This window comes from Marinobacter sp. M-5, from assembly GCF_032911545.1.
Lineage (GTDB): Bacteria > Pseudomonadota > Gammaproteobacteria > Pseudomonadales > Oleiphilaceae > Marinobacter > Marinobacter goseongensis.
On record NZ_JAWJEK010000001.1, the window covers coordinates 586,733 to 610,536 of the forward strand.

The window sequence follows — 23,804 nt, forward strand, 5'->3', positions numbered from 1 at the left end:
TCTGATGACTATCGCACTGCACTTTGGGGGTGGCGGCGGAGCGGGGAGTCTTTTTTAAAAACGTCGCTTAAACTCGCTTTGCTCAGACAGGCGACGTTTTGAAAAAAGACTCCCCCCACCACCGCTACATACTCTGGTGCTGGAGTCCTCTAAACCTTAATGCTTAGTATTGGTTCGCCAGGGGTTACGGCCTTTCCGGGGGAAGTATGCAATGCACTGATTTCTCCGGAAAGGGTCGCGTTTATTTCGAACTCCATTTTCATAGCTTCTACGATGATTAATGGATCACCTTCGGCCACGATGTCACCGGGCTTAACGAGACATTTCCAGATGTTTCCGGCGATTTCGGCACTGATGAGCTCACCGAATTTCTCCAGGTCGGAGACATCTGCTTTTGGCGGTGCTTTCGCCAGTTTGTCGAGCTCTTCCGCCTCGCTGTCTTTCCACAGGGCCACTTCTTTGGCGTAGGCCGCCTTCTGAAGTTTCCGGAAATCGGCGATGGAGTCGGCATTGGCGTCCAGGAAAGCCTGATGGGATTTCAGATCAAAGGTTTCTTCCTCAATCTTCACTTCCAGCTGACCAGCGCGGAACTGATCGCGCATTTCGTCCAGCTCAGGCTCTGTCACCGGGTAATAGCACACCTGATCGAAGAACCTTAGCAGCCAGGGGGCGCCTTCGGCGAACTGGGGGTTCTTCAGGTATTTGTTCCAGATTGGCAGGGTGCGGCCTACCAGCTGGTAACCACCAGGGGAGTCCATGCCGTAGATGCACATGTAGACGCCGCCGATGCCAACGGTGCCTTCCGCCGTGTAGGTTCGGGCCGGATTGTATTTCGAAGTGAGCAACCGGTGCCTTGGGTCGAGCGGAACGGCGCAGGGGGCACCCAGATATACGTCGCCGAGGCCGAGCACCAGATACCGGGCGGAGAACAGCACGTCCCGCACTTCCTCTCTCGTCGGCAAGCCGTTTATCCGCTGCATGAAGTCGACGTTGTTGGGCAGCCAGGGTGCGGTGTCTCTGACGGACTGGCGGTATTTGTCCACCGCTTCGAGCGTTGCGCTGTCTTCGAAGGCCATGGGCAGGTGGATCACGCGGCTGCGTACTTTCAGCTCGTCTGTGGGCGGCAGGGTTTCTTCCAGGTCCAGCAGGTATTCCATCAATGCCTGCTGTGACAGCAAGCGGGCGTCGTAGCGCAATTGCAGCGAGCGCACGCCGGGGGAGAGTTCCAGCAGGCCGCCGGGTTGCACGTCGGCGATGGCTTCCATCAGCGCGTGAATGCGCATGCGCACGCCCAGGTCCATCACGTTGGGACCGTACTCCAGCAAAATGTACTGGTCGCCGGCCTGGCGATAGGTGACTTCCGGGCGGCCGTCTTTCTCGGGAAGGTGGGCGAGGATGGTGGCGGACAGGTCGCTCAGCGGTGCCAGTTGGGGCGCAACCAGAGCGACTTCCGGTGGCGCCATCAGGCTGGCGATGGCCAGTTCCTGGCGTTCGGACAGTTTCACCGCGGTGTCGTTATCAATGGCGACGAAGCGGATGGTGTCGCCGGGTTTGACCTGGCCGACTTTCCACAGCTCGGCCTTGGCGATGGTGACCGGGCACACGAAGCCGCCGAGGCTGGGGCCATCCTTGGTGAGGATCACCGGCATGTCGCCAGTGAAGTTGATGGAGCCGATGGCGTATTCGCAGTCGTGAATGTTGGATGGGTGCAGGCCGGCCTCGCCGCCGTCTTCCCGGGTAAATTCGGGTTTCGGGCCGTTCAGGCGGATGCCCAGGCGGTTGGAGTTGTAATGCACCTCCCAGTCTTGCTGGAAGAATTTCTCGATGGAACTTTCTGTGAAGAAGTCCGGGGCACCGTGGGGGCCATAGAGCACGCCGATTTCCCAATGATCCGGGTAGGACGGGATCAGGTCCGGGTCCGCCGGGGCGGCGTCGTGGGTTGGGGCGGTGGTGGTGCAGGCCGGCAGGTTGATCTGGCTGATGCCCAGCATGTCGCCGGGGCGCAGGGGCCGGCCGCCGTGGCCGCCGAACTGGCCGAGGGCGAAGGTGGAACGGCTGCCCAGATACACTGGTACATCAAAGCCGCCGCGGACGGAGAGGTAAGTGCGGCAGCCCTTGATGGCTTTGCCGACGGCCAGCACCTGACCGGCTTTGACAGTGATGGGTTTCCAGAATTCCACCGGTTTGTCGTCCAGCGTGGCTTCGGTCAGTGCGCCGGTCAGCGCCACTACCGAGTCCTTGTGGAACTTCAGGCTGGGGCCGATCAATGTGGCTTCCAGCCCCGCCGCTTCGTGGTGGTTACCAACGATGCGGTTGGCGATGCGGAAGGCGTAGTCGTCCATCGGGCCACTGGGTGGCACGCCGATGTTCCAGTAACCCACGCGGCCGGGGTAATCCTGCACCGTGGTGTAGGTGCCGGGTTTGACCACTTCGGCCACCGACGGTTTGAACTCGAAGGTCTCCAGCGCGCGAGTAGACACAACGCCGTCGGCAAAGCTCTTCTGGGCCACTACCTGGCGCAGGTAATCCAGGTTGGTCGCAATGCCCATCAGCCGGGTTTCCGCCAGCGCTGCCTGCAGTTTTGCCAGGGCGTCGTCGCGGTCTTTGCCGTGCACGATCAGCTTGGCGATCATCGGGTCATAGTGGGCCGACACTTCACTGCCGTTTTCTACCCAGGTGTCGACCCGCACGCCGTCCTCCGGCCAGTACACATCCGTCAGTTCGCCGGGGGAGGGCTGGAAGTCTTTCAGTGGGTCTTCGGCGTAGATGCGCACTTCCATGGACGCGCCGTTCAGTTTTGGCTGGAAACCAGCCAGGTCCGGGCTCTCGCCAGCGGCGATTTTCAGCATCCACTCGATCAGGTCCAGGCTGGTGACGGACTCGGTCACAGGGTGCTCCACCTGTAAGCGGGTATTCACTTCCAGGAAGTAGAATTCGTCCCGCTCCTCGTCGTAAATGTATTCCACGGTGCCGGCGGAGCGGTAATTGACGGACTGGCCGAGGGACACGGCGGCATCCAGCATCTTCTGGCGGGTGGCCGCCGGGAGTCTCGGGGCCGGGGTTTCTTCCACTACTTTCTGGTTGCGGCGCTGCAGGGAGCAATCCCGCTCGCCCAGGGCGACCACATTGCCTTCGCCGTCACCGAACATCTGCACTTCCACGTGGCGGGCGCGGGCGATGAAGCGCTCAAGGAACACGCCGCTGTCGTTGAAGAAGCTCTGGCCCTGGCGGCGCACGGTTTCGAAGGCTTCCCGCAGTTCGCTGTCGCTGTTGCAACGAGTAAGGCCGATGCCACCGCCGCCGGCGGTGCTTTTCAGCATCACCGGGTAGCCCAGGTTGTCTGCCACGCCCAGTGCTTCGTCCAGGCTATTCAGCAAACCGCTGCCGGGAGCCAGGGGCACGCCGGCGGCTTCCGCCAGTTCCCGCGCCCGGTGCTTCAGGCCGAATTCCCGCATCTGTGTGGGGGTGGGGCCGATAAAAGCAATGCCTTCGGCTTCGCAGGCTTCGGCGAAGTCCGCGTTCTCTGACAGGAAGCCGTAGCCGGGAATAATGGCGGTTGCGCCGGTTTGCTTGGCGGCGGCCAGAATCTGTGACTTGTCGAGGTAGGTTTCGCTGGCGCCATTGCCGGTCAGGGCCACGGCTTCGTCGGCACTGGTCACATGCAGGCTGTGGCGATCCTGATGGGAGTAAACCGCAACGCTGCCCACCCCCATGGCCTTGAGGGTGCGAATGGTGCGTACGGCGATCTCACCGCGGTTGGCAATCAATACTTTGCTGAACATGGTTGGGCTCTCCTTATGCCTGTCCGGATTTGAGGGCGGTGATGAAGGCGCGCCAGCCGCCGAATTCGGTCACGTCCCGGGCGCCTTCGAAGCCGTAGCCTTCGCAAATAAAGCCGTTGACCCAGCGGCCATCGGCCAGCTCCACGTTGCCGATGCCCAGGGGCGCCGGAATCAGGTCAACGAAGGAGCCGAACTCAGAGCTGGCCATCTGCCACACCTCCACGATCATTTCGCGGCCGTTTTCCGGGCCAACCCGTTTGAGCCCCGGTTTCGGCGGTGTGGTGTTGGGCAGGGCGTACAGGCAGTAGTTGGCTGAAGTGGTGGTCTGCTCCAGCAGCACCGCGTTGCGCTCGGTGAGCTGGGTGTTCAGGGGCATGCCGCTGAGGTGAGCACCCACCACGGCGACGGTAATGGTGTCCGCCGGCATCGGGGCGGCCGGTTCTTCGATGGGGCGGTTCAGGTCGGTAGCGCCCAGCGGGGTGGGGTGGGCGTTCAGCCACTGGCTGGCCAGCCTCTGCAGTTCGGCGTCTTTCCAGGCACCACTGATCAGGGTGACTCCGAAAGGCAGGCCGTCGTCGCGGAAACCGGCGGGCACCGCCAGGGCACAGAAATCCGCCAGGTTGACGAAATTGGTGTAAGTGCCCAGCTGACTGTTGAGAGTGACCGGGTCCGCATTCACCGCGTCAATAGTCGGGGCGGTAGGGGCCGTAGGCACCAGCAGGGCGTCGATATCCTGCAGTTGTCCATCAATGGCGCGCACCAGCTCTTCCTTGCGGTACTGGGCCTTGAAGGCATCGGTGGCGGTGAAGTTGGCGGCTTTTTCGATAATGCCTTTCACCACCGGATTCATCTCGCGGGCGTGCTCCGCGATAAACCCTTCCACTGCCGCGTGGCGTTCTGCGACCCAGGGGCCCTCGTACAGCAGTGCCGCCAGTTCCGACATCCGCGCAAAATCCAACGGCACCAGCTCCACATCCTGCTGGCGCCAGTTACTGAGGGCGGTATTCCAGGCCGCTTCCGCCTGTTGATCCCCGAACCACTGGGGCTGTTCGGGAATGGCCAGGCGTTTGATGGGGCCGTTCCGGCGAATGGCCGGTGCATCGTCGGGCAGGGTGGTAGGCGCCTGGCGGGAGAACGCATCGGTCGGCTGATAGCCGGCCATTACCTGCTGCACGGCCCCGGCGTCGCCCACCGTCAGGGCAAAGATCGACACGCAATCCAGGGACTTGCAGGCCGGCACCACGCCTTCAATGCTGAACTGACCTTTGGTGGGTTTCAGCCCCACCAGGTTGTTCAGCCCCGCCGGCACCCGGCCGGAACCGGCGGTGTCGGTCCCCAGGGCAAACGGTACCAGCCCGCGGGCCACCACCGACGCGGAACCGGAGCTGGAACCGCCGCTGACCACTTCCGGTTTGAAGGTGTTGGGCACCGCTCCGTACGGCGAGCGGGTGCCCACCAGCCCGGTGGCGAACTGATCCAGGTTGGTTTTGCCAATCAGGATGGCGCCGGCGGCCTTGAGGCGGGCGACGGTGGCGGCGTCCTGCTGGGGTGTATAGGCGTAGGCAGGGCAACCAGCGGTGGTCTCGAAACGCACAGCATCAATGTTGTCCTTCACTGCGAACGGTACACCATACAAAGGCAGCGCTGCCCGATTACCGCCGGACTGTTGCGCCAGCTGGTCCAGATCCGCCAGCGCTTTCTTCAGGCCGGCCTGATCGATCAGGGAGATCCAGGCCACGTCTTTATTAGGGGTGGTATCCAGGCTGGTCAGCAATTCGCCCAGCAGGGACTCCGGCGACTGGCCCTGACCGTAGGCGGCGCGCCAGTCATGCAGTGTCCATCCGGTTGTTGAAGGCATGGGTTGTCCTCGTGCAGTTTGTCATCTTGTATACATCCTGATTGGCAATGCCCGTGCCATTTGACAAACTTTCTTTAAAAGCGTTTAAAAACAGTTGGATAGTGTTTTTTGCGGAAATGGCGCTCCAAAAGTGAGCGCCCAAAGCCGGTGCGGGCGCACCAAAACAGAACCGTAAAACAGTGAGTTAAGGGGGGTTTGGTGCTGGCCGGGTACGAATCGATCTGCTTGTATACTAGATAAGTTGCTGTTTTTGCGGAATATATGGGCAATGTGGAACAGCAGATGCAGAGAGGGAAGTGCGTTTACGACGAACGACACTCTCTATCAGGTAAAACCCAACAAAGTAAAAGGACTCACAACATGAGCATCAAAAAACACGTGAAGCTGGGCCTCTCTGCTCTGGCGCTGTCGGTATCCTTCCACGCCATGGCCGCGGAAGATCCCATCAAGGTTGGCATCCTGCACTCTCTGTCCGGCACCATGGCGATCAGTGAAACCGCCCTGAAAGACACCATGGAAATGCTGATCGAACAGCAGAACGCCAAAGGCGGCATAGACGGCCGTCAGCTGGAAGCCGTTGTGGTCGACCCCGCCTCCAACTGGCCGCTGTTTGCCGAGAAAGCCCGTGAGCTGCTGGAAAAAGAGAAGGTAGACGTGATTTTCGGCAACTGGACGTCAGTGTCCCGCAAGTCGGTACTGCCGGTGGTGGAAGAGCTCAACGGCCTGCTGTTCTACCCGGTGCAGTATGAAGGTGAAGAGTCGTCAGAAAACGTGTTCTATACCGGTGCCGCGCCGAACCAGCAGGCCATCCCGGCGGTGGACTACCTGAAGAACGAGCTGGGCGTTGAGAGCTGGGTTCTGGCGGGCACGGACTATGTATACCCCCGCACCACCAACAAGATTCTGGAAACCTACCTGAAAGACATGGGTGTGGCCGAAGCCGACATCATGATCAATTACACGCCTTTCGGTCACTCCGACTGGCAGTCCATTGTGTCTGATATCAAGAAGTTCGGCAGCGCCGGCAAGAAGACCGCAGTGGTTTCCACCATCAACGGCGACGCCAACGTGCCGTTCTACCGTGAGCTGGGCAACCAGGGCATCGCCTCTTCCGACATCCCGGTGGTGGCTTTCTCCGTGGGCGAGCAGGAACTGGCGGGTATCGACACCGGTCCGCTGGTGGGTCACCTGGCCGCATGGAACTACTTCATGAGCGTGGACAGCGACGCCAACTACGACTTCATCGACGCCTGGGTTGAGTACAAGGGCGACGAGAAAGCCGTGACTAACGACCCCATGGAAGCTCACTACATTGGCTTCAACATGTACGTGGAAGCGGTGAAGAAAGCCGGCACCACCGATGTGGACGCGGTGAAAGACGCTATCATCGGCGTGGCCGTTCCCAACCTGACCGGCGGTTACGCCACCATGATGCCGAACCACCACATCACCAAGCCGGTGCTGATCGGCGAGATTCAGGACAACGGCCAGTTCTCCGTGGTGTGGGAAACCTCCTCCACCGTGGCGGGTGATGCCTGGTCTGACTTCCTGCCGGGTTCCCGTGACCTGATTGCCGATTGGCGTGCGCCGCTTAAGTGCGGCAACTTCAACGTCAAATCCGGCACCTGTGGCGCCTCTGCCGGCGAGCAGGCCCTGGCCGACGCTGACTGATCTGCCGATCACATCTCGCAGAATGAACCCCGGGGCCGCGTGAGCGCCCCGGGTGTTTCCCGAGTTCCGAACCCATCCTTTCTCTTCAACAACAGGACGGACACATGGGCATCTCCCGATGGCTCGCATCCCCTTGTCTCAAACGCCTGGGCCTGACCGTGCTGCTGGCACTCGCATTCATCGTCGCCAGCCCGGTAAAAGCCGACCCCGGTCAGGCGCTGCTCGCGGACCTGGCCGACGCCTCCCCACGGCAAATCGACGCCGCCATTGAAGCCATTGTCGACAGCGGTGATCCCCGCGCCCGAGACTGGCTGGATGCTTATGGCAATAACCGTCTGAGTCGCAACAAAAACACCGGGCAGGTGGTGGAAGTGCTGCGCAACGTAGGCCGCAACTGGACCATTGCCGACCCGCTTACCGGTGACAACCTGGGCGAGATCTCCCGACGGGAGCTGGACCGGGTGAACATCAATAATGCCATCCGCGGCAAACTGGAAGGCGTGCTGGCCATGCTGGACCTGTATTCGGACGACCCCGAAGTTCAGGAAAACGCCGCCGAAGCCATGATGGGCAAAGTGAACAACAGTGTGGTGAACCCACTGAACAAATTACTGGAACGGGACCTGCCGGGTCCGGTTCGCAATCGCATTGAAGAGTCCGTTGCCATTTACCAGCTGGAGCAGGGCGACTCCCAGGCCCGGGTCGAGGCCATCGACGTACTGACCGGAAGCCTCCACAGTAACGCCCGCGCCGCCCTCAATAACGCCGTGGCCGGGGATGACCCCGCAGCCGCCGCTCGCGCCAAACAGGCGCTGGTCTCTATCGAGCAGAAACTGCAAATGAACCGCGTTGCGGAGACCCTGTATTTCGGGTTGTCTCTCGGCTCGGTGCTGGTGCTGGCGGCCATTGGTCTGGCCATCACCTTTGGCGTGATGGGCGTGATCAACATGGCCCACGGCGAACTGATCATGCTGGGGGCCTACACCACCTGGGGCATGCAGCAGCTGTTACCGGGCCAGCCCGGGCTGGCGCTGATCCTGTCCATTCCCGCCGGCTTTCTGGTCGCGGCGCTGGCGGGCATCGCCATCGAACGCAGCGTGATCCAGCACCTCAAAGGCCGCCCGCTGGAAACCCTGCTGGCCACCTTCGGTGTCAGCCTGATTCTGCAGCAACTGGTGCGCACGGTGATTTCCCCCCTCAACCGTTCGGTGACCACCCCGGAGTGGATGAGCGGCTCGCTGGTGATCAACGACGCGCTGTCGCTGACCCTGAACCGCATGTACGTCATCGGTTTTGCCCTGGTGGTATTCGCCGGGCTGATGTTGATTATGCGCAAGACCCGCCTCGGCCTGGAAGTGCGGGCCGTGACCCAGAACCGCGCCATGGCCCGTTCCATGGGCATTCGTGCCACCCGCGTAGACATCCTGACTTTCGGCCTGGGTTCCGGCGTGGCCGGGCTGGCGGGCGTGGCGCTGTCACAGATCACCAACGTCGGCCCCAATCTGGGCCAGAACTACATCATCGATTCCTTCATGGTGGTGGTGTTTGGCGGCGTGGGTAACCTCTGGGGCACCCTGCTGGCGGGGCTGTCACTGGGCACCATCAACCAGATTCTGGAACCCTGGGCCGGCTCGGTACTGGCCAAGATCATGGTGCTGGTGCTGATCATTCTGTTCATTCAAAAACGGCCGAAGGGACTATTTCCCCAGAAAGGCCGGGCTGCGGAGGGCTGAGCTATGTGGTTAACAAGACCTTTGCAGGAACGTTCCACCCAGGTCTTTCTCGGGGTGCTGTTCGCGGCGGTGGCGCTGGTCACCCTGCTGCACCTGATCATGCCGGAAGGCCATGCGCTGCATGTCAGCGCCTATACCGTCACCCTGCTGGGGAAATACCTGTGCTACGCGCTGCTGGCGGTGGCGGTGGACCTGGTGTGGGGTTACCTGGGTATTCTCAGCCTCGGCCACGGCGCCTTCTTTGCCCTCGGCGGCTACGCTATGGGCATGTACCTGATGCGCCAGATCGGCGATCGCGGCACTTATGGTGACCCGGTGCTGCCGGACTTCATGGTGTTTCTGAACTGGGACTCGCTGCCCTGGTACTGGCAGGGCTTCGACATGGCATGGTTCGCCTTCATCATGGTGCTGCTGGCCCCGGGCCTGCTGGCGCTGGTGTTCGGCTTCCTGGCGTTCCGCTCGCGGGTGACCGGGGTGTACCTGTCGATCATCACCCAGGCGCTGACCTTTGCGCTGATGCTGGCGTTCTTCCGCAACGAAATGGGCTTTGGCGGCAACAACGGCCTGACCGACTTCCGCGACATCCTCGGCTTTAACCTGCGCACCGACGCCACCCGGTTGGGGCTGTTCATCGCCACCGGCATCGCGCTGGCCGTCGGCTACGTGATCTGCCGCGGCATCGTCACCAGCAAGCTGGGCCGGGTCAGCATCGCCTGCCGTGACGCCGAAGCCCGTACCCGCTTTCTGGGCTACCGGGTGGAACGGGTGCAGCTGTTCGTGTTCGTGGTGTCCGCCATGCTGGCGGGTGTGGCCGGGGCGTTGTACGTGCCCCAGGTGGGCATCATCAACCCCAGCGAATTCTCGCCGCTGTTCTCCATCGAGATCGTGGTGTGGGTTGCCTTGGGTGGTCGCGCCACCCTCTACGGTGCGGTGATCGGCGCCATCCTGGTGAACTACGCCAAAACCGTGTTCACCGGCGTGATGCCGGACGCCTGGTTGTTCGCCCTCGGCGGCCTGTTTGTGCTGGTGACCGTGTTCCTGCCCAAGGGCATTGCTGGTTTGCTGCAGAAACGCCGCAAGCAGGAGGACGATGACACGACCGAAAACGGCTCTTATAAACCCCAGTCGAAGGAGGCCAGCGCATGAGCGTATTCGAGCAACTGAGCAACCGTGACCGGGTGTTCGAATTCCTTGCGCCCGAGGCCTCCCCGGTGGACGTGCGCCATGGCCCGATCCTGTACCTCGAGGACGTCAACGTGAGCTTTGACGGCTTCCGTGCCATCAACAACCTCAATCTCACCATCGACGACGGCGAGCTGCGCTGCATCATCGGCCCCAACGGCGCGGGCAAAACCACCATGATGGACATCATCACCGGTAAAACCCGGCCGGACACCGGCTCGGTATGGTTCGGCAGCCGCCACAACCTGCTCACCATGAACGAGCCGGACATCGCCAGCCTGGGCATCGGCCGCAAGTTCCAGAAACACACCGTGTTTGAAGCCCTCACCGTTTTCGAAAACCTGGAACTGGCCATGGCCGCCGACAAGCGCATCTGGCCCACGCTGACTGCCATCATGAAAGCGGAATACCGCGACCGCATCGACGAAGTGCTGGAAATGATTGGTCTGAAACAACTGCGGGACAAGCCCGCCGGCATCCTCTCCCACGGCCAGAAACAGTGGCTGGAAATCGGCATGCTGCTGATGCAGAAACCCCGGCTGCTGCTGGTGGACGAGCCGGTAGCGGGCATGACCGAACAGGAAATGGAACGCACCGCCGAACTGCTCACCAGCCTGGCCGGTAAGCAGTCCGTGGTGGTGGTGGAGCACGACATGGGCTTCGTGCGCTCCATCGCCCGCCAGGTCACCGTGCTGCACCAGGGCAGCGTGCTGGCCGAAGGCACCATGGACCAGGTGTCCAATGACCCGGAAGTCATCAAGGTTTATCTCGGGGAGGAGGCGTAATGCTGAAGATCCAGAAGCTCAACCAATACTACGGCGAAAGCCACACCCTCTGGGATCTGGACCTGGACGTACCCCAGGGCCAGTGCACCTGCGTAATGGGCCGCAACGGCGTGGGCAAAACCACCTTGATGAAATGCATCATGGGCGAGGAAACCACTAAAACCGGCAGCATCGAATTTGCGCAGGACGTGGAGCTCACCAAAAAGAAAATCGAAGACCGCTCAAGACTGGGCATTGGTTACGTGCCCCAGGGCCGGCAGATATTCCCGCTACTGACCGTGGAAGAAAACCTGCGCACCGGCCTGGCGGTGCGTAAGGATGGCAGCAAGAAAATCCCCGAGCGGGTGTATGAGCTGTTTCCGGTGCTGAAGGAAATGAAACACCGCAGAGGTGGCGACCTGTCTGGTGGGCAGCAACAGCAACTGGCCATTGGGCGGGCGTTGGTGATTGAGCCCAGGCTGTTGATTCTGGATGAGCCGGGGGAGGGGATTCAGCCGAATATTGTGGCGCAGATTGGCGAGGTTATTCGTAGGCTGATTGAGGAGGATGGACTCACCGTTCTCCTGGTTGAGCAGAAGTTGCCGTTTGCGCGGAAGTATGCAGATCGGTTTGCGATTCTGGATCGGGGGAGGAGAGTTGCAGAAGACGAGATTGCGGGTCTGACAGATGAACTTATCAGGAAGCACCTGACGGTCTAGCCACCGGCCACGATGCCGGTTTCTAATCGATACCGGCCTCACACATTCAACGATGACATTCCGCCCGTTGCGGCCAAGGAAAATCTTAAAATACGGTCCGGGATTGATTGATCATTTCCGTTCTCTGCGAGACTTGATTCTTTGACCTGACTTTTCTCGAGGCTTCATCTACATCTCAGACCCGCCTCTGGGAATTGATGAGTGCGCCCTCATTCCTTGAGGCTGAGTAACCGCCATAACGCTAGCTTTGATGATTGAAACCGGAACTTAGGTTATTCTCGACATCAAGTATTTACGGCACAAGCGCCAGGAGTAAAACACCTATGTTGAAGCGTTCACTATCGGCCGCCATGATCCTGACCGTTCTGGCCGGCCTGGCTGCTTGCAGCAGCAGAGAAACCCTTGAAAGCGATATGGGCATATCAGGTGCCCCTGACTGGGTTAATGAAGGCACCCAGGCTGTTGACGACGATGACGGTCGCTATATTCAGGGGGTTGCCTATGCACCGCCCCTGAACAATCAGTCGTTGCAGATCTCTACAGCAGACAGCAGGGCCCGAGCAGAGGTTGCGCGGGTAGTCTCCAGCTATGTCGACAGCACCCTGAGCGACTATTCGTCCAGCACAGGAGATTCGGCCGTCAGCAGTATCGAACAGACCCTGGTCAGTTCAACCAGAACGGCGCTGAACGGCGTCAGAATCAAGGCGCGCTGGAAAGACAGCAACACTGGCAATGTCTTTTCCTTCGCGGAAATGGATATGGAGGCGCTGGACGACTCTATCCAAACGGCCAGCAAGCTGTCTGATAATTTCAAGGCGTTTTATTCTGGCAAGGCCAACGCCAACTTCGAACGATTCGTGCAAGGACAACAGTAATGAAAATCTGGGTAGTTATTTTTGCAGTCCTGCTGTTCAGCGGCTGCGGAACATCAGTTGAGCGGGTAGACAGTGACAGCACGATTGATCTGAGCGGCGCCTGGAATGACAGCGATTCACGGCTGGTGGCCCAGGAGATGATTCAGGATGTCCTGTCCCGACCCTGGATCACTGATTTTACTACCCGAAGCGGTGAGCGGCCTGCGGTGATTGTGGGCACGGTTCGTAACCTGAGCCATGAACACATCAACCTGAAAACCTTTGTCGCCGATATGGAGCGTGAACTGGTCAATTCCGGGCGCGTGGATTTTGTCGCGTCGAAAGACGAGCGTGGCGAAATACGTGATGAGCGCCTCGATCAGGATCTGAATGCCCGGGATGATACCCGCAACGCCGCAGGTCAGGAGCTGGGCGCAGATTTCATGCTGACCGGACAGATCAACACCATCATTGATGCCGAGGGCAAACAACAGGTGCGTTTCTATCAGGTCGACCTTACCCTGATCAGCATGGCCGACAACCGCAAGGTCTGGCTGGGTCAGAAGAAAATCAAGAAGCTGATTAAAAACCCGTCCATCCGCTATTAGTCTGCTTTTGGATGACAGATAGACCGTGATTGGCGAGATGCATGTGTTCCGGTTTCTGGCGAGTCCAGTGGTGTTGCTGTGCTTGTTGTATCTGCAGGGATGCACCTCCTGGCAAATCAATCAGCTTTCGGCAGAGCTGCCGGCGGTAGGCCCTGAAAAGACCCTGGCAAAACTGGAAGACATTGATCCGCCAGACCGTGACAGAAGCCAGTACCTGCTGAATCGGGGCCTGCTGAAGTTCTACACCGGAGACCTGGCCGGTAGCCGACAGGATCTTGAGCAGGCCAAGGCGATCATGATGTCTCTGAAGGCGGTCAGTCTGTCCGAAAACTTTGGTGCCCTGACGACCAACGAGACGCTTCGCAGCTATGGCGGAACGCCAAGTGAACAGGTGCTGGTGCATGCCATGCTGGCCATGGGTTATCTGTTCAGTGGCGACCGGGACGGCGCGCGGGTCGAAATGCTGCAGGCGGATGTCACCATGAGTCAGCTGGGAGACACGGAGTCTGTCAGCGGGCAACTGGCAAGCGTGCGCTTTTTAGCAGGGCTGGTTTACGAAATGAACGGTGAACTCGATGATGCCATGATCAGCTATCGCCGGGCGCACCAGATCATCAGGGCTCGTAAAGAAAAGGTTCCTGAGGCCCTGGCTACCAGCCTGTTGCATGTCAGCTTGCGCCGAAACAATGAAAACCGTAACGATGAAGAGTATCAGCGATACGTCAGTGAGTTTGGCCGCGAGGCCTCATTGCCCGGGGCTCATGAAGGCGAATGGATTGTGTTTTACCACGATGGTGTGGTTACCAATAAAACCGAAACCCGCCTTTTGGTGTTTGATCCGAATCTGGAGGCGCAGATCAGCATCGTCATGCCTCATTATCCGCCATCGCGTTACCAGACCAGGCATCTTTCGATCAAAGCCGGAGACCTCAGAAATACCGAAGTGATAGAAATGATCGAACAACGGGCGCGTGAAGACCTTGCGGAGCAGAGTGCAAAAACCATGGCTGCGGCGACCGTTCGGGCAATTACCAAATACCAGATGGTCAGGAAAGCGAGAGAAAGTGGAGAACTTGGCGGTTTCCTGGCCAATATTGCCGGTTTGCTGTCAGAGCAGGCCGATGTGCGTAGCTGGAATATGCTGCCCTCGTCTATCCAGTTGGCGCGGCTGGTGACGCCTCTGGATGCCTCGGTCGGGATCGTCGCCAAGAACGTCGAGTTACCAGCGCTGAACAAGCTTGGCTCACGCCATTACGGTGTCGTGTTGGTAACCAGTCTGAATAATCGCCTGCTCAGTTATCCGCCCTATGAGGGCCTGGAATCTATCGAAGGACAGCCTAATGAACAATAGACCTGCATTCAGTTCATCTTTGATTCAGCCAAAGACCCTGGCCGGTTTGCTGGTTGTGTTGAGTGTTCTGGCTATGACTGCCTGTAGCTCCATACCTGATAGACCGGAGTGGCTGAATAACCCTGAATCGGCCTATCCGGCGGCCACGCATCTTTCGGCGACGGGATCAGCCGATGACCGGCAAAGGGCATCGGATCGGGCGATCAGCAACCTGGCCAAGATATTTGAAGTGAGCGTCCAGGAACGCTCGACAGACTTTAGCAGTGCTCAGATGAATGCCGGGCCGGGGCAGTTGCAGATTACCAACGAACAAAGGGTTACCCGCGCGGTGAGCACTGAGACCCAACAGGTACTGCAAGGTGCGCGGGTTGTTGAGTACTGGGACGATAACAATAATCCAGGACGGGTTCACGCCCTGGCTGTGCTGGCCAAACAACCTGCCGCCAGCCGCTTCCGCCAGTCCATATTGACTTCCGACCGCGAGATCAAGGATCTGATTCGCTACGCCAGTGTTACCGCTAACAATCCGATATCCGCCCTCAACGCCTTGAAACGTGCCCGCAGCGCCCAGATTCAGCGAGATCAGCTCAACGAGAATCTGATCATTGTAGCCGACGGCCAGGGGGTTACCGGTCAGTACGACCAGGCGGCGGTGGACACCCTGATTCGCAATGCGTTGGGCACCCTGCCGATCACGGTTCAGGCCGATGATCCATCGGTGAAAGCAGAGCTACAGCGTGCCCTGACCAGGCTTGGCGTGAAGACTGTGGCGCAGTCAGATTATGTACTACGCGGGTTTTCCGATCTGGCGCCGGTCAGTGAACAGCAGGGCTGGTTCTGGTTGCGTGGCTCCTACGAGCTGATGCTGCAGTACCAGGAGACTGTGTTGGCGAAGAAACGCTGGCCGGTGAAGATATCCGCTGCCGAACCCGGTTTATTGCAACAGCGGGCCCGGGATGAACTCAACCAGACATTACCGGACCATGTGTTCGAATTGCTATCAAGCGACCCGGGTTTGCCAGGCCCCTTTGCAGGCGGAAAACTCTAGTCTGCGGAGAAACTGATACAGGCATTCGAGTGGCGTATAGGCATGCCCTGAGCCATAGTTACATAGGACAGTTCAAACGATCTGCCGTGTTTCATCCGGTTGCAATGCCGCTTTGACGCTTTGTTAAGCGACAACCGTTAAGCGATGTCCCGCGCCAGCTTATGCTGGCGATTAAATGCAATAGAATTTGGGGTCGAGGTAAAGCCGAAGCTATCAAAATAAGGTCCTTGCATGGACGAGAGCGAATTAGACGAATCCCAGAGGTTGGCCATATACCAGATCCAGCGAAAGGTTCTGGAGAGAGCTATTCGTGGCGATGGTCTGGTCTCCAGCATGGACTTGCTTTGCCGCGAGATAGAACAAGCTCTGAAGGACGACAGCGCCTTTTGCTCCATTTTGTTGCTTGATGGCCAACGACTTAAACACTGCGCCGCTCCCAGCCTGCCGGAGGCCTACTGCGAGGCTATCGATGGAGTGACGATAGGTGAAGGCATCGGCTCTTGCGGCACCGCACTTTTTCGTCGAGAGCAGGTGGTGGTAACCGATATCGCGACCGATCCGCTTTGGCAGGACTTTAGGGATCTGGCCATGTTCAACGGACTGGGCGCCTGCTGGTCAAATCCTATCATTGCTTCCGACGGCACGGTTCTCGCCAGTTTTGCCATTTACTATCCTGACCAGCGCTCTCCCTCACGCTTGCATTTGTACCTGATTCAGGCTTTTTCTGCCCTCGCACTGCTTGTCATTGATCATTACAGGCTGGCTGAACAGCAGTCCCGGCTTACTGCAGCTTTGGGAAAGATAAACGCGAGGCTGAGTGCTGTCATGCAGGTAATCCCGGATGTGGCTATCGTGCTTGATCTGTCAGGTCACTATATTGATTTTTGCGGTGATACCTTCGAGCTGATGGCACCATCAGAGACACTATGGGGCCAGTCAATAGAAAACCTGTTCGCCCCCGAACTCGCTGAAGAGGTGATGACGGTAGCGCGCGAGACCCTCGCGACCGGGGAGATGCAGATTTTCGAGTATGAAGTTGTGACGGAAGGCGAGCGCCGGGTTTTCGAGGGCAGAACCGCGATCGTCGATGATTTTTATACCGAGGGTCTTGATGACTCCTATGTCTTGTGGATGGCCCGTGAAGTCACGACCCGCAAGTGCGCCGAAGAAAACGCTGCCCGCTTGGCGTTGTTCGATGCGCTTACCGGCTTACCCAATCGCCGCCATGCTGAGGAACAGCTGGAACAGCTACTGGAAGAGGTGAATCGCGGCCACGCCAGCGGCGCAGTGATGTTCCTCGATCTTAATGATTTCAAACGCATCAACGACAGCCTGGGACACCAACAGGGTGACTTGCTGCTCCAGCAGGTTGCACGGCGGCTTGAGGATCAGACGCGCCGTTCGGAAATAGTCGCGCGTCTGGGTGGGGATGAGTTCATTGTGTTGTTGCGCGAGCCTTTAACAGGTAAGGATGAGCTGGCCGAATCCGCAACAGCAGTGGCGCATAGGATACTCGATTGCTTCAATGCACCCCTGGAAAGTCAGGGCCATGCCTACAGCGTCAGCGTCAGCGTCGGAATAGCCCTGGCCGACAAGCCCGGATTGAAAACAGAAGACCTGCTACGCAAAGCAGACGCCGCGATGTATGAAGCCAAGCGTCATGGTGGCAATCGAGTCGCGTTCTTTGAAGAATCGCTGCAACGGGAGGCTGACCGGCGCCTTGATCTGGAGCGTCGGATGGTTCACGCCATTCGGAACATGGATTTTGCGGCCTACTTTCAGCCTCAGTTGACACCAGACGGGGCCCTTTTCGGCGCAGAGGCATTGCTGCGCTGGTTTGACCCGGAAGAAGACACCATCCCCCCGGATGCGTTTATCCCGGTGGCGGAACGGGCAGGATTGATCTATCAGCTTCAGGATATCGTGTTCGAACAGAGCTGCCAGATGCTCGCAGAATTGCGCAAGAAAGATCGATTGCCGCCAGCCTTTCGGCTTGCCATCAATATCAGCCCGCTCCAGCTCCAAAACTACAAGCTCACCGAACGTCTCGATTTTTTCCTGGCAAAGTATGACCTGACGGCAGACCGCTTTACCCTGGAAATCACCGAAAGTCTTTTGATGGGCCAACAACAGGAAACCTATCAGCAGATGCAGGCTTTGCGGCAGCGGGGATTTCGGTTCGCAATTGATGATTTTGGCACTGGCTACTCGTCTCTGGCGTATCTGCACCGTTTGGACGTGGATCAGTTGAAAATCGACAAAAGCTTTATTCGCGAGCTGGGACAAACAGCCGCCGGAGAAGCCATCGTGGATTCCGTGGCTGCACTATCAAGAAGCCTCCACTTGGAAGTTATTGCAGAGGGTGTAGAAACTGAGCTCCAGGCTCGCATACTTCACGAAAAGTCTTTGACTGGTTTGCAGGGATATCTGTATGCCCGCCCCATGACCCGCGCCGATCTGATGGACTACCTGGACTCGTCGACAAGAAATCCTGCGTCAGCATAGCATCTACCGCGAGGCCGGGCGGGTGGGCCGACCGGATCACATAGTCATTGCCGTCCCCATTCATTTCCTCCCATTTCAACCAACCGAGAAGCGGCTCGTCGAAAGGAAAAGGCGAGATCATTGGCAGACGATAATTGTGCCAGCGACACGCCAATTCGACCCGTCGCCGACCACTCATAATATTCTCCCTCTTTGGTGCGAATCATGGTGGTCGCAAAGGAACTTGAGTTTCCTCCCTTTTCATTGACAATCAATTCTTCATCTCCGTCGCTGCTTTCGACTTGCGCTTCAAAATCAACAAACAACTCGTCGAGCGGGACTTGTGCCGCCAGCACCAAGCGGGTGCGAGATTCATAACACGCGTCAATGAGGGTCACGAATCGTCGTGCTTCGTTGAGGTGATTGGCGTCCAGTTGGGGGACGCGCTCCATGATGATGACCGGAAATCGGCGGCAGAGAGAAATATAATCGGCCGCCCCGAGCGGTTGGTAGCACAACTCGGAAAAGTCAAACCAGGCGCACCGGTCATTCAATCGGGTCACCTGGACGGTGCGACCAAAAAGGACGGGAATGATCTCGGCCTCAGTTCCGGATGCAGCGCTACCAAATATTTTTTCCAACTGCGCTTGCATGTTGTTTTTACTATTATTATCACTATGAACTTTCTTGTTTGACCAAAAATAGGATTGACCATCCGCTCGATTTTCAAGTCGATAATCCTTGCTGGAATCCTCCATGGAAATAATGTCGAATGTGTGTTTTAACATGTCTATGAATGGCAAAAAGAGGGAGCGGTTAATGCCTCCCTCATACAAGGCATCGGGAGAGCGATTCGAGGTAGCCACTACCACCACATTCAAATCCAATAATAATGAAAACAGTCGCTTCAAAATCATGGCATCGGCAACGTCTGTCACTTGAAATTCATCGAAACAGAGGAGTTGGGCTTCTTGTGCCAATTGTTGCGCGATGATGGGAATCGCATCGCCTCGTGGGTACTCCTGTTTGTAGGCAAAGATGCGATGATGGACGTCTAGCATGAACTCATGAAAGTGGACGCGGCGTTTGGTTATGTTTATGTGTTTGTGGCTGTCATTAGTACAGCAAGAATTATCATCAGGAACAGAAACCGACGCGTAAAAGAGATCCATTAGAAAGCTCTTGCCGACCCCGACAGGTCCATGAATGTACATGCCTCGCGGTGGTGGACCAAAAGACCACAAATGGAACTTCTTTCGAAGAAAAGACTGAGCGTGTGCCAAGGATCGCGCCAGTAACCGTAACAGTGGACTGCTGTTTTTAAAGCTGCCCTCTGTCGGTTCGTCGCTGCGTACTGGTACTGGTGGGAGCGAGGTAAGAGACTCGTGCAGGGCATCGAATTTTGCCGCCAGAGCGACCTGCGCGTCATCTCGTCGCACCTCCCCCACATCCACCATGCGTTTATACGCTGCTGTCACGGGGCCTGTCGGGAAGGACCGCCAAGCGACGCGATGTTGTGCTGTCATATTCTTCACCACAGTCTTCATCATGGAACTGATGAGTTTATTAACATGGTGGTTTGATACGCTAGATTTCTGTATGAGTATCAAATTAACCCTGACACACCTCCTCTATTCGGCAAGCCTCGGGTTCCGCCCTGTCGCTGCGAACATTCCTAAAAAAGAGGCTTAATACAGCGGGGGGAGAGTATTGCTCCAGCCGCTTGAATGTTCGCTTCGCGACCTCTGCGTCTGATTTCGCAACGAACGCGATTAGCCTTTACTGAGCCTAAGCCAACGCCCTCTCGATTTGCCCAAAGAAGCCGCTCAGTCGCCATTTTTTGAGTCTTTCACCTGAACGTGCCATTTATCGCCTGGCTGTGCAGACAGCAGTAGTTTGGCTGTTCCGCTCTTATCGACCTTTGTATGGTCCGTGGTGATTCGGATGCGGGTAAAGGGACTCGAGGGGGCCGGGTTGATCTCGGCGACAAATGGCTCGAATTCTGGATTTTTTCGTTTGGGCTTAAAGCGAAGAGCCGTCGCCTGCTCGTGCTCCAGGCACTGAATATAAAAGACGAGGTCGAGCGCTGACTCGTTTCGCTCCTCCGTATCCATCACGGTCGCAACTTCCCAGTCGCTTATATCGGGTTCCAACGCGATGCCAAAGGTTTCCGACAGCTTCTGCCACCAATGGCTGAACACGGCGGCGTCATTACGATGCAATTCGGTGGTCGGAACTCGCGGGTCCGCGCCTTGACGAAGCAGTTGTTGGGTCAGATGTTTACCAAAACCACAAAAGTCTGAGTATTGCCTGTTACCCAGAGCCAGCACCGCAAATTTTACTTGGTCCAGATTGATGCTCGACTGCTCGAGCGCCTGTGCGAAGGGACGTGCTTCGGTGGGCGCCTCTCCATCACCAAATGTCGAGACAATAAAAATGTGGCGCCCGTATTGCTCCAGCGTCTCGGGTGCAATCTCAGCCAGATTTACCAGATCGCACATGGATGAGTTGTGTTCATAAATCCGTGTTGCAAGGGCTTTTGCAGTGCCAGTCTGGCTGGCAAAGGCGAGAAGAATGCGCCCGCCGCTGTGGAAGCAGCGTTTTTCTTTGTCGATTGGGTCTGTCATTGCCACAAATATAGGGTGGAATATCGCGCTCATCCATATCCGTTTGAGCCCTTTAAACCGGGGCCCCGTAATTAACAGAACATTGGCGATCAACAGGAGTTGAGTATGCGTATTCTCAAAAACAGCGTTTTGGCTTTGGCGACTACAGTTTCATGTGTTTTTTCTGGAGTCGCGCTTGGCGCCTCCAGCGCTGACGAGGTCAGAGTCGCACTGGTCGGCAATACCTTTAAAGGCAGTATGGGCAGCGACGTCTATTCAAGCTACTTCGCGGCAGACGGCACCTACAAAGATGCTTTTGGCGGCGGAAATTATGAAATCAGAGCCGAGGGTGTCTGTTACCCGGGGACTGACTTCGGCTGTTATGCAGCACAGATAAGCGGGAATGAACTTGAATGGTTCCAGAACGGAGAGAACGTCGGCACGGGAGTGATCGAAGAAGGCGACACCATCGTCTTGCCGCCCTCCGAGTAAAGCAGTCGGATTCCATGGTTCAGGCCGCCCAGTCAGCCAGAATTTTCTAGCTCTCAGGTTTCCGGGGGCTGTCTGCAATGACTCTGCTCCCAGTTTCGGCGTTAAACAAAAGCGAACCCTCGGAGCGCCATCAATTACCCATTTTCTTCACCCTGAAATGGTAAGGAAACAAGCTTTCTTGATAACTGGTGAGCGATCAAATGGCGTCGCCAACGAAATACAAAATAATGTGTTCGATTACATTGGGCGGCTCCATGACTATAGGTAGCAAATCAGAGGTGCAGCTGAGGACCTGAACATGTCCTCCCGTAAACATTCCCGTTTCAGCGCAAGCTTGTAGGCAAAAACAATCGCACATAGCGCCTGATATTGAGTGCCCGGACTGACACATAGTCTGTCTGGTACTAAACCCCCAGAGGTAGCCTTGTGGCCAAGGTTTTCCTCGGGGAGGGCTATGAGCTGTATGTCAAAGCCGTGTAGGACGTTTTCGACGATATGATGGTGGGCACGCCTGATTCGTCCAGAGCAAGATTGTGGGGAGCTGATCTGGTGGTCGGAGGTTTCCGGGGTACGTAAAGGTTTTCATCAAGGTGGCGGGCTTGCTTAAAGGCGAGCTGCTGGTTAAAAAATCAGTCTCTGTCTAAAATTTGGAGCTCAATGATGTTTTCCCGACTGAGTTTATGCGTGCTTGCGCTGCTCCTGGTCACCAGCGCGGCCCATGGTGGTTTCCCGCCATCCTGGTACATGAGTGCTCTTGAAAAGGCTGATCCCAACATCCTGGACTACGTTGCCGGTTTTAAGGGAGATGCCTGCGTGATTACGGAGCGCGAGCTAAAAGACGCCGTGGCAAGCGTCATCAAGGGATCGGAAGTTGAGCCAAAGCCAGGGCGCCGCGGAGAAGTCCACCTGAGTGTCAGCGTCAGATGCCTCAACGTCGACCAAACTTCCGTCTTTTCCCTCGCCATTCAGTTCGGTAGCGAGGACTCCGACTCGACGGTGCTTTATGTTAAAGACTACGGCGAGATGTTTGCATCTAAGGAGGCTGACGCCGTGCTTCAAACGATAAAAACCGCAGTCGAAGCTGCGATGACGGATTACACCTTGGCCAATTTCGACCGGTGATAGGGAATCGTGCGTTTTGTCAATCCTCCTGACCCTGGGGTGCGTTATGCGTATCGGAGTAAGTCAAGCCTCTCTTTGGGAATGCCCGCAGTAACGGGGTAGAACCCTCATGATCTTGAGGTGTTAGAGGGGAGCTCTGACTAAAGCCTTGTTGCTTTTCGCGCTACGGCTGCTCGTTCAACAAAACTTTTTAATCCGTCGGACCTCCGTAAGCGTATTTTTCACCGTCTCATGCTAAATGTCTGGATCCTTTGTGTTGCCGCGCCTACAAGCGCGGCTTTTTTTGTTTTGGGGTGCGAGCGAAATCTCGCTCTATCTGAATGGTTCAAGGTATCGCTACAGCATAAATCGGTGATGCGGGGATCCTGCAGAAGTATGTCATCCATTGGCATGACGAGTGCTAACCCAGAACGGGTCATCGGTCGTAATGGTTTATACGTCAACTGCGTAAATCGTGCCAAGCAATGGATCATAGGTATCAAGCTTCTGAACGTTCCTTCCCCCGTCTGAGAGATTTCCAGGATCATCGACTGGTTCGGGCCACTGGTATGAAATGGCTAGGCGTGATGATGGGTTTAGTCGCGGTGCCTTGCGTGCTGGTGTACGCATACAGTGACGTGAACTTCTTGATTGATGCGCCGTTCGCATTTTCAGCAGCAACACTGTTGCTGTTGGCATCGGTTATCACGGTACTTTTGTCGGCACAGAGCCTGGCTGCACTTCAGAGTCTCAATATTCACGACTACGAGCGACGGCTCAGAGAGGAGACAACCGCCGACTTGCTCGACGCCTTCAATCACAGACATGCACTAAGCGAGACCGAGGTTTCTGTTGTGGTTGTTCTCTTGGATGAACGAATACCCGGATGGCGGGATTAGCCCCGCTGTCATGTTTATAAGTGGCCAGTATCGGGAGCGGTAAGTGTCAGAGTTAATGCTTGATAAAACCCAGCTAAGGCATCTCGAAACCACTGGAGTGAGTGTCCGATTTCAGCGGGAGTTGAGGTGTAGCCATGCCGGCGAGACTGGTGCCTGTTGGATTTACAGGGGCATACTGGCGACGCGCCCTAACGCAGAAATGCGTCAGTTTGCGTTGGCTCATCTGAAGTCAGAAACCGAGCACCTAAAGTTTTTCGAAGACCTACAATGTTGTTATCGTCCGAGCATGTTGCTACCACTTTGGCGATTTGCAGGATTTTTGACAGGTTGGATCCCAGCGCTCGTTGGAAATCGTGCAGTCTTCGCGACAATTGAAGCAGTTGAGACATTTGTGGATGAGCACTATCGCGAGCAGATAAAAGTGCTCAAACCTCAGGTTGTGCGCGAGTCTGAGATAAAAGTGTTGGCTGGATTTGAATATTGTCGATTGGAGGAGGTTCACCACAGAGACGATGCGAAGCAGCGATCGTTATTGAGTAAGCCACTCTATCTGCGGCTGTGGATGCATCTCGTTCGCCTCGGTTCTCAGATTGCAGTCAAATTTGCAAAGGCGGTTTAATCGGTTCTGTTTATTGAGTGTTACACACCACTG

The 23,804-nt window shown here is 57.1% G+C and carries 18 protein-coding genes; 14 read left to right on the plus strand and 4 right to left on the minus strand.

Annotated features, from left to right (window positions below; translation table 11 throughout):
- Positions 1-149: 149 nt before the first annotated feature.
- Both uca and atzF read right to left on the minus strand, forming a co-directional pair.
- Positions 150-3,782 (minus strand): urea carboxylase, encoded by a 3,633-nt coding sequence (uca, locus tag R0125_RS02640; protein WP_317237028.1) that lies wholly within the window; start codon positions 3,780-3,782, stop codon positions 150-152.
- A gap of 13 nt (positions 3,783-3,795) precedes the next feature.
- The gene (gene atzF, locus R0125_RS02645; RefSeq protein ID WP_317237029.1) at positions 3,796-5,640 is read right to left on the minus strand and encodes an allophanate hydrolase; all 1,845 of its coding nucleotides are present in this window, start codon (positions 5,638-5,640) and stop codon (positions 3,796-3,798) included.
- A gap of 360 nt (positions 5,641-6,000) precedes the next feature.
- On the opposite strand from atzF, the gene urtA reads away from it, so the two are divergent.
- The 10 genes from urtA to R0125_RS02695 all read left to right on the plus strand — a co-directional run bounded on the left by urtA (position 6,001) and on the right by R0125_RS02695 (position 18,075).
- Positions 6,001-7,311 carry an urea ABC transporter substrate-binding protein gene (urtA, locus tag R0125_RS02650; protein WP_317237030.1) on the plus strand — a complete coding sequence of 437 codons (1,311 nt, stop codon included), beginning with the start codon at positions 6,001-6,003 and terminating at the stop codon, positions 7,309-7,311.
- A gap of 104 nt (positions 7,312-7,415) precedes the next feature.
- Positions 7,416-9,044, plus strand: coding sequence for an urea ABC transporter permease subunit UrtB (urtB, locus tag R0125_RS02655; RefSeq protein ID WP_248182164.1), 1,629 nt, complete (start codon positions 7,416-7,418; stop codon positions 9,042-9,044).
- A 3-nt stretch (positions 9,045-9,047) separates the two neighbouring features.
- Entirely contained in the window at positions 9,048-10,190 is a 1,143-nt protein-coding gene (gene urtC, locus R0125_RS02660; protein ID WP_317237031.1) for an urea ABC transporter permease subunit UrtC, read from the plus strand.
- Complete coding sequence (gene urtD / locus R0125_RS02665; RefSeq protein ID WP_317237032.1) at positions 10,187-11,011, plus strand: urea ABC transporter ATP-binding protein UrtD; 825 nt, start codon at positions 10,187-10,189, stop codon at positions 11,009-11,011. The genes urtC and urtD overlap by 4 nt, the downstream gene beginning before the upstream one ends.
- Positions 11,011-11,709, plus strand: coding sequence for an urea ABC transporter ATP-binding subunit UrtE (gene urtE, locus R0125_RS02670; protein WP_317237033.1), 699 nt, complete (start codon positions 11,011-11,013; stop codon positions 11,707-11,709). The genes urtD and urtE overlap by 1 nt, the downstream gene beginning before the upstream one ends.
- 323 nt (positions 11,710-12,032) lie before the next feature.
- On the plus strand, positions 12,033-12,584 hold the full coding sequence (locus tag R0125_RS02675) for a hypothetical protein (RefSeq protein ID WP_317237034.1): 552 nt from the start codon (positions 12,033-12,035) through the stop codon (positions 12,582-12,584).
- Positions 12,584-13,171: a penicillin-binding protein activator LpoB gene (locus R0125_RS02680; RefSeq protein WP_248182155.1), complete on the plus strand. Its 588-nt coding sequence runs from the start codon at positions 12,584-12,586 to the stop codon at positions 13,169-13,171. Before R0125_RS02675 ends, R0125_RS02680 begins: the two co-directional genes overlap by 1 nt.
- Positions 13,172-13,196: 25 nt before the next feature.
- Positions 13,197-14,522, plus strand: a complete 1,326-nt coding sequence (locus R0125_RS02685) for a hypothetical protein (RefSeq protein ID WP_317237035.1) — start codon at positions 13,197-13,199, stop codon at positions 14,520-14,522.
- Positions 14,512-15,570 (plus strand): LPP20 family lipoprotein, encoded by a 1,059-nt coding sequence (locus R0125_RS02690; protein ID WP_317237036.1) that lies wholly within the window; start codon positions 14,512-14,514, stop codon positions 15,568-15,570. The genes R0125_RS02685 and R0125_RS02690 overlap by 11 nt, the downstream gene beginning before the upstream one ends.
- Before the next feature lie 231 nt (positions 15,571-15,801).
- Entirely contained in the window at positions 15,802-18,075 is a 2,274-nt protein-coding gene (locus R0125_RS02695) for a putative bifunctional diguanylate cyclase/phosphodiesterase (protein ID WP_317237037.1), read from the plus strand.
- A gap of 44 nt (positions 18,076-18,119) precedes the next feature.
- On the opposite strand, the gene zapE is transcribed toward R0125_RS02695, so the two are convergent.
- Positions 18,120-19,580 (minus strand): cell division protein ZapE, encoded by a 1,461-nt coding sequence (zapE, locus tag R0125_RS02700; protein WP_317237038.1) that lies wholly within the window; start codon positions 19,578-19,580, stop codon positions 18,120-18,122.
- Positions 19,581-19,880: 300 nt separating this feature from the next.
- Entirely contained in the window at positions 19,881-20,714 is an 834-nt protein-coding gene (locus R0125_RS02705) for a flavodoxin domain-containing protein (protein WP_317237039.1), read from the minus strand.
- Between the two features lie 72 nt (positions 20,715-20,786).
- Here R0125_RS02705 and R0125_RS02710 point away from each other — a divergent pair, with 72 nt between their 5' ends.
- From R0125_RS02710 to R0125_RS02725, 4 genes are all read left to right on the plus strand, one after another.
- Positions 20,787-21,152 carry a hypothetical protein gene (locus R0125_RS02710; RefSeq protein WP_317237040.1) on the plus strand — a complete coding sequence of 122 codons (366 nt, stop codon included), beginning with the start codon at positions 20,787-20,789 and terminating at the stop codon, positions 21,150-21,152.
- 657 nt (positions 21,153-21,809) lie between these two features.
- On the plus strand, positions 21,810-22,274 hold the full coding sequence (locus tag R0125_RS02715) for a hypothetical protein (protein ID WP_317237041.1): 465 nt from the start codon (positions 21,810-21,812) through the stop codon (positions 22,272-22,274).
- A 548-nt stretch (positions 22,275-22,822) separates the two neighbouring features.
- On the plus strand, positions 22,823-23,152 hold the full coding sequence (locus tag R0125_RS02720) for a hypothetical protein (RefSeq protein WP_317237042.1): 330 nt from the start codon (positions 22,823-22,825) through the stop codon (positions 23,150-23,152).
- A gap of 43 nt (positions 23,153-23,195) precedes the next feature.
- On the plus strand, positions 23,196-23,771 hold the full coding sequence (locus tag R0125_RS02725; RefSeq protein WP_317237043.1) for a demethoxyubiquinone hydroxylase family protein: 576 nt from the start codon (positions 23,196-23,198) through the stop codon (positions 23,769-23,771).
- Positions 23,772-23,804 lie beyond the last annotated feature (33 nt).

Bases quoted from the DNA above. Each gene is read 5' to 3' on its own strand.
- urtC (WP_317237031.1), top strand. From the start codon at position 9,048: ATGTGGTTAACAAGACCTTTGCAGGAACGTTCCACCCAGGTCTTTCTC.
- R0125_RS02680 (WP_248182155.1), top strand. From the start codon at position 12,584: ATGAAAATCTGGGTAGTTATTTTTGCAGTCCTGCTGTTCAGCGGCTGC.
- R0125_RS02720 (WP_317237042.1), top strand. From the start codon at position 22,823: ATGAAATGGCTAGGCGTGATGATGGGTTTAGTCGCGGTGCCTTGCGTG.
- urtD (WP_317237032.1), top strand. From the start codon at position 10,187: ATGAGCGTATTCGAGCAACTGAGCAACCGTGACCGGGTGTTCGAATTC.
- urtE (WP_317237033.1), top strand. From the start codon at position 11,011: ATGCTGAAGATCCAGAAGCTCAACCAATACTACGGCGAAAGCCACACC.
- urtA (WP_317237030.1), top strand. From the start codon at position 6,001: ATGAGCATCAAAAAACACGTGAAGCTGGGCCTCTCTGCTCTGGCGCTG.
- urtB (WP_248182164.1), top strand. From the start codon at position 7,416: ATGGGCATCTCCCGATGGCTCGCATCCCCTTGTCTCAAACGCCTGGGC.
- R0125_RS02715 (WP_317237041.1), top strand. From the start codon at position 21,810: ATGATGTTTTCCCGACTGAGTTTATGCGTGCTTGCGCTGCTCCTGGTC.
- uca (WP_317237028.1), bottom strand. From the start codon at position 3,782: ATGTTCAGCAAAGTATTGATTGCCAACCGCGGTGAGATCGCCGTACGC.
- atzF (WP_317237029.1), bottom strand. From the start codon at position 5,640: ATGCCTTCAACAACCGGATGGACACTGCATGACTGGCGCGCCGCCTAC.
- R0125_RS02690 (WP_317237036.1), top strand. From the start codon at position 14,512: ATGAACAATAGACCTGCATTCAGTTCATCTTTGATTCAGCCAAAGACC.
- R0125_RS02675 (WP_317237034.1), top strand. From the start codon at position 12,033: ATGTTGAAGCGTTCACTATCGGCCGCCATGATCCTGACCGTTCTGGCC.
- R0125_RS02705 (WP_317237039.1), bottom strand. From the start codon at position 20,714: ATGAGCGCGATATTCCACCCTATATTTGTGGCAATGACAGACCCAATC.
- zapE (WP_317237038.1), bottom strand. From the start codon at position 19,580: ATGACAGCACAACATCGCGTCGCTTGGCGGTCCTTCCCGACAGGCCCC.
- R0125_RS02710 (WP_317237040.1), top strand. From the start codon at position 20,787: ATGCGTATTCTCAAAAACAGCGTTTTGGCTTTGGCGACTACAGTTTCA.
- R0125_RS02695 (WP_317237037.1), top strand. From the start codon at position 15,802: ATGGACGAGAGCGAATTAGACGAATCCCAGAGGTTGGCCATATACCAG.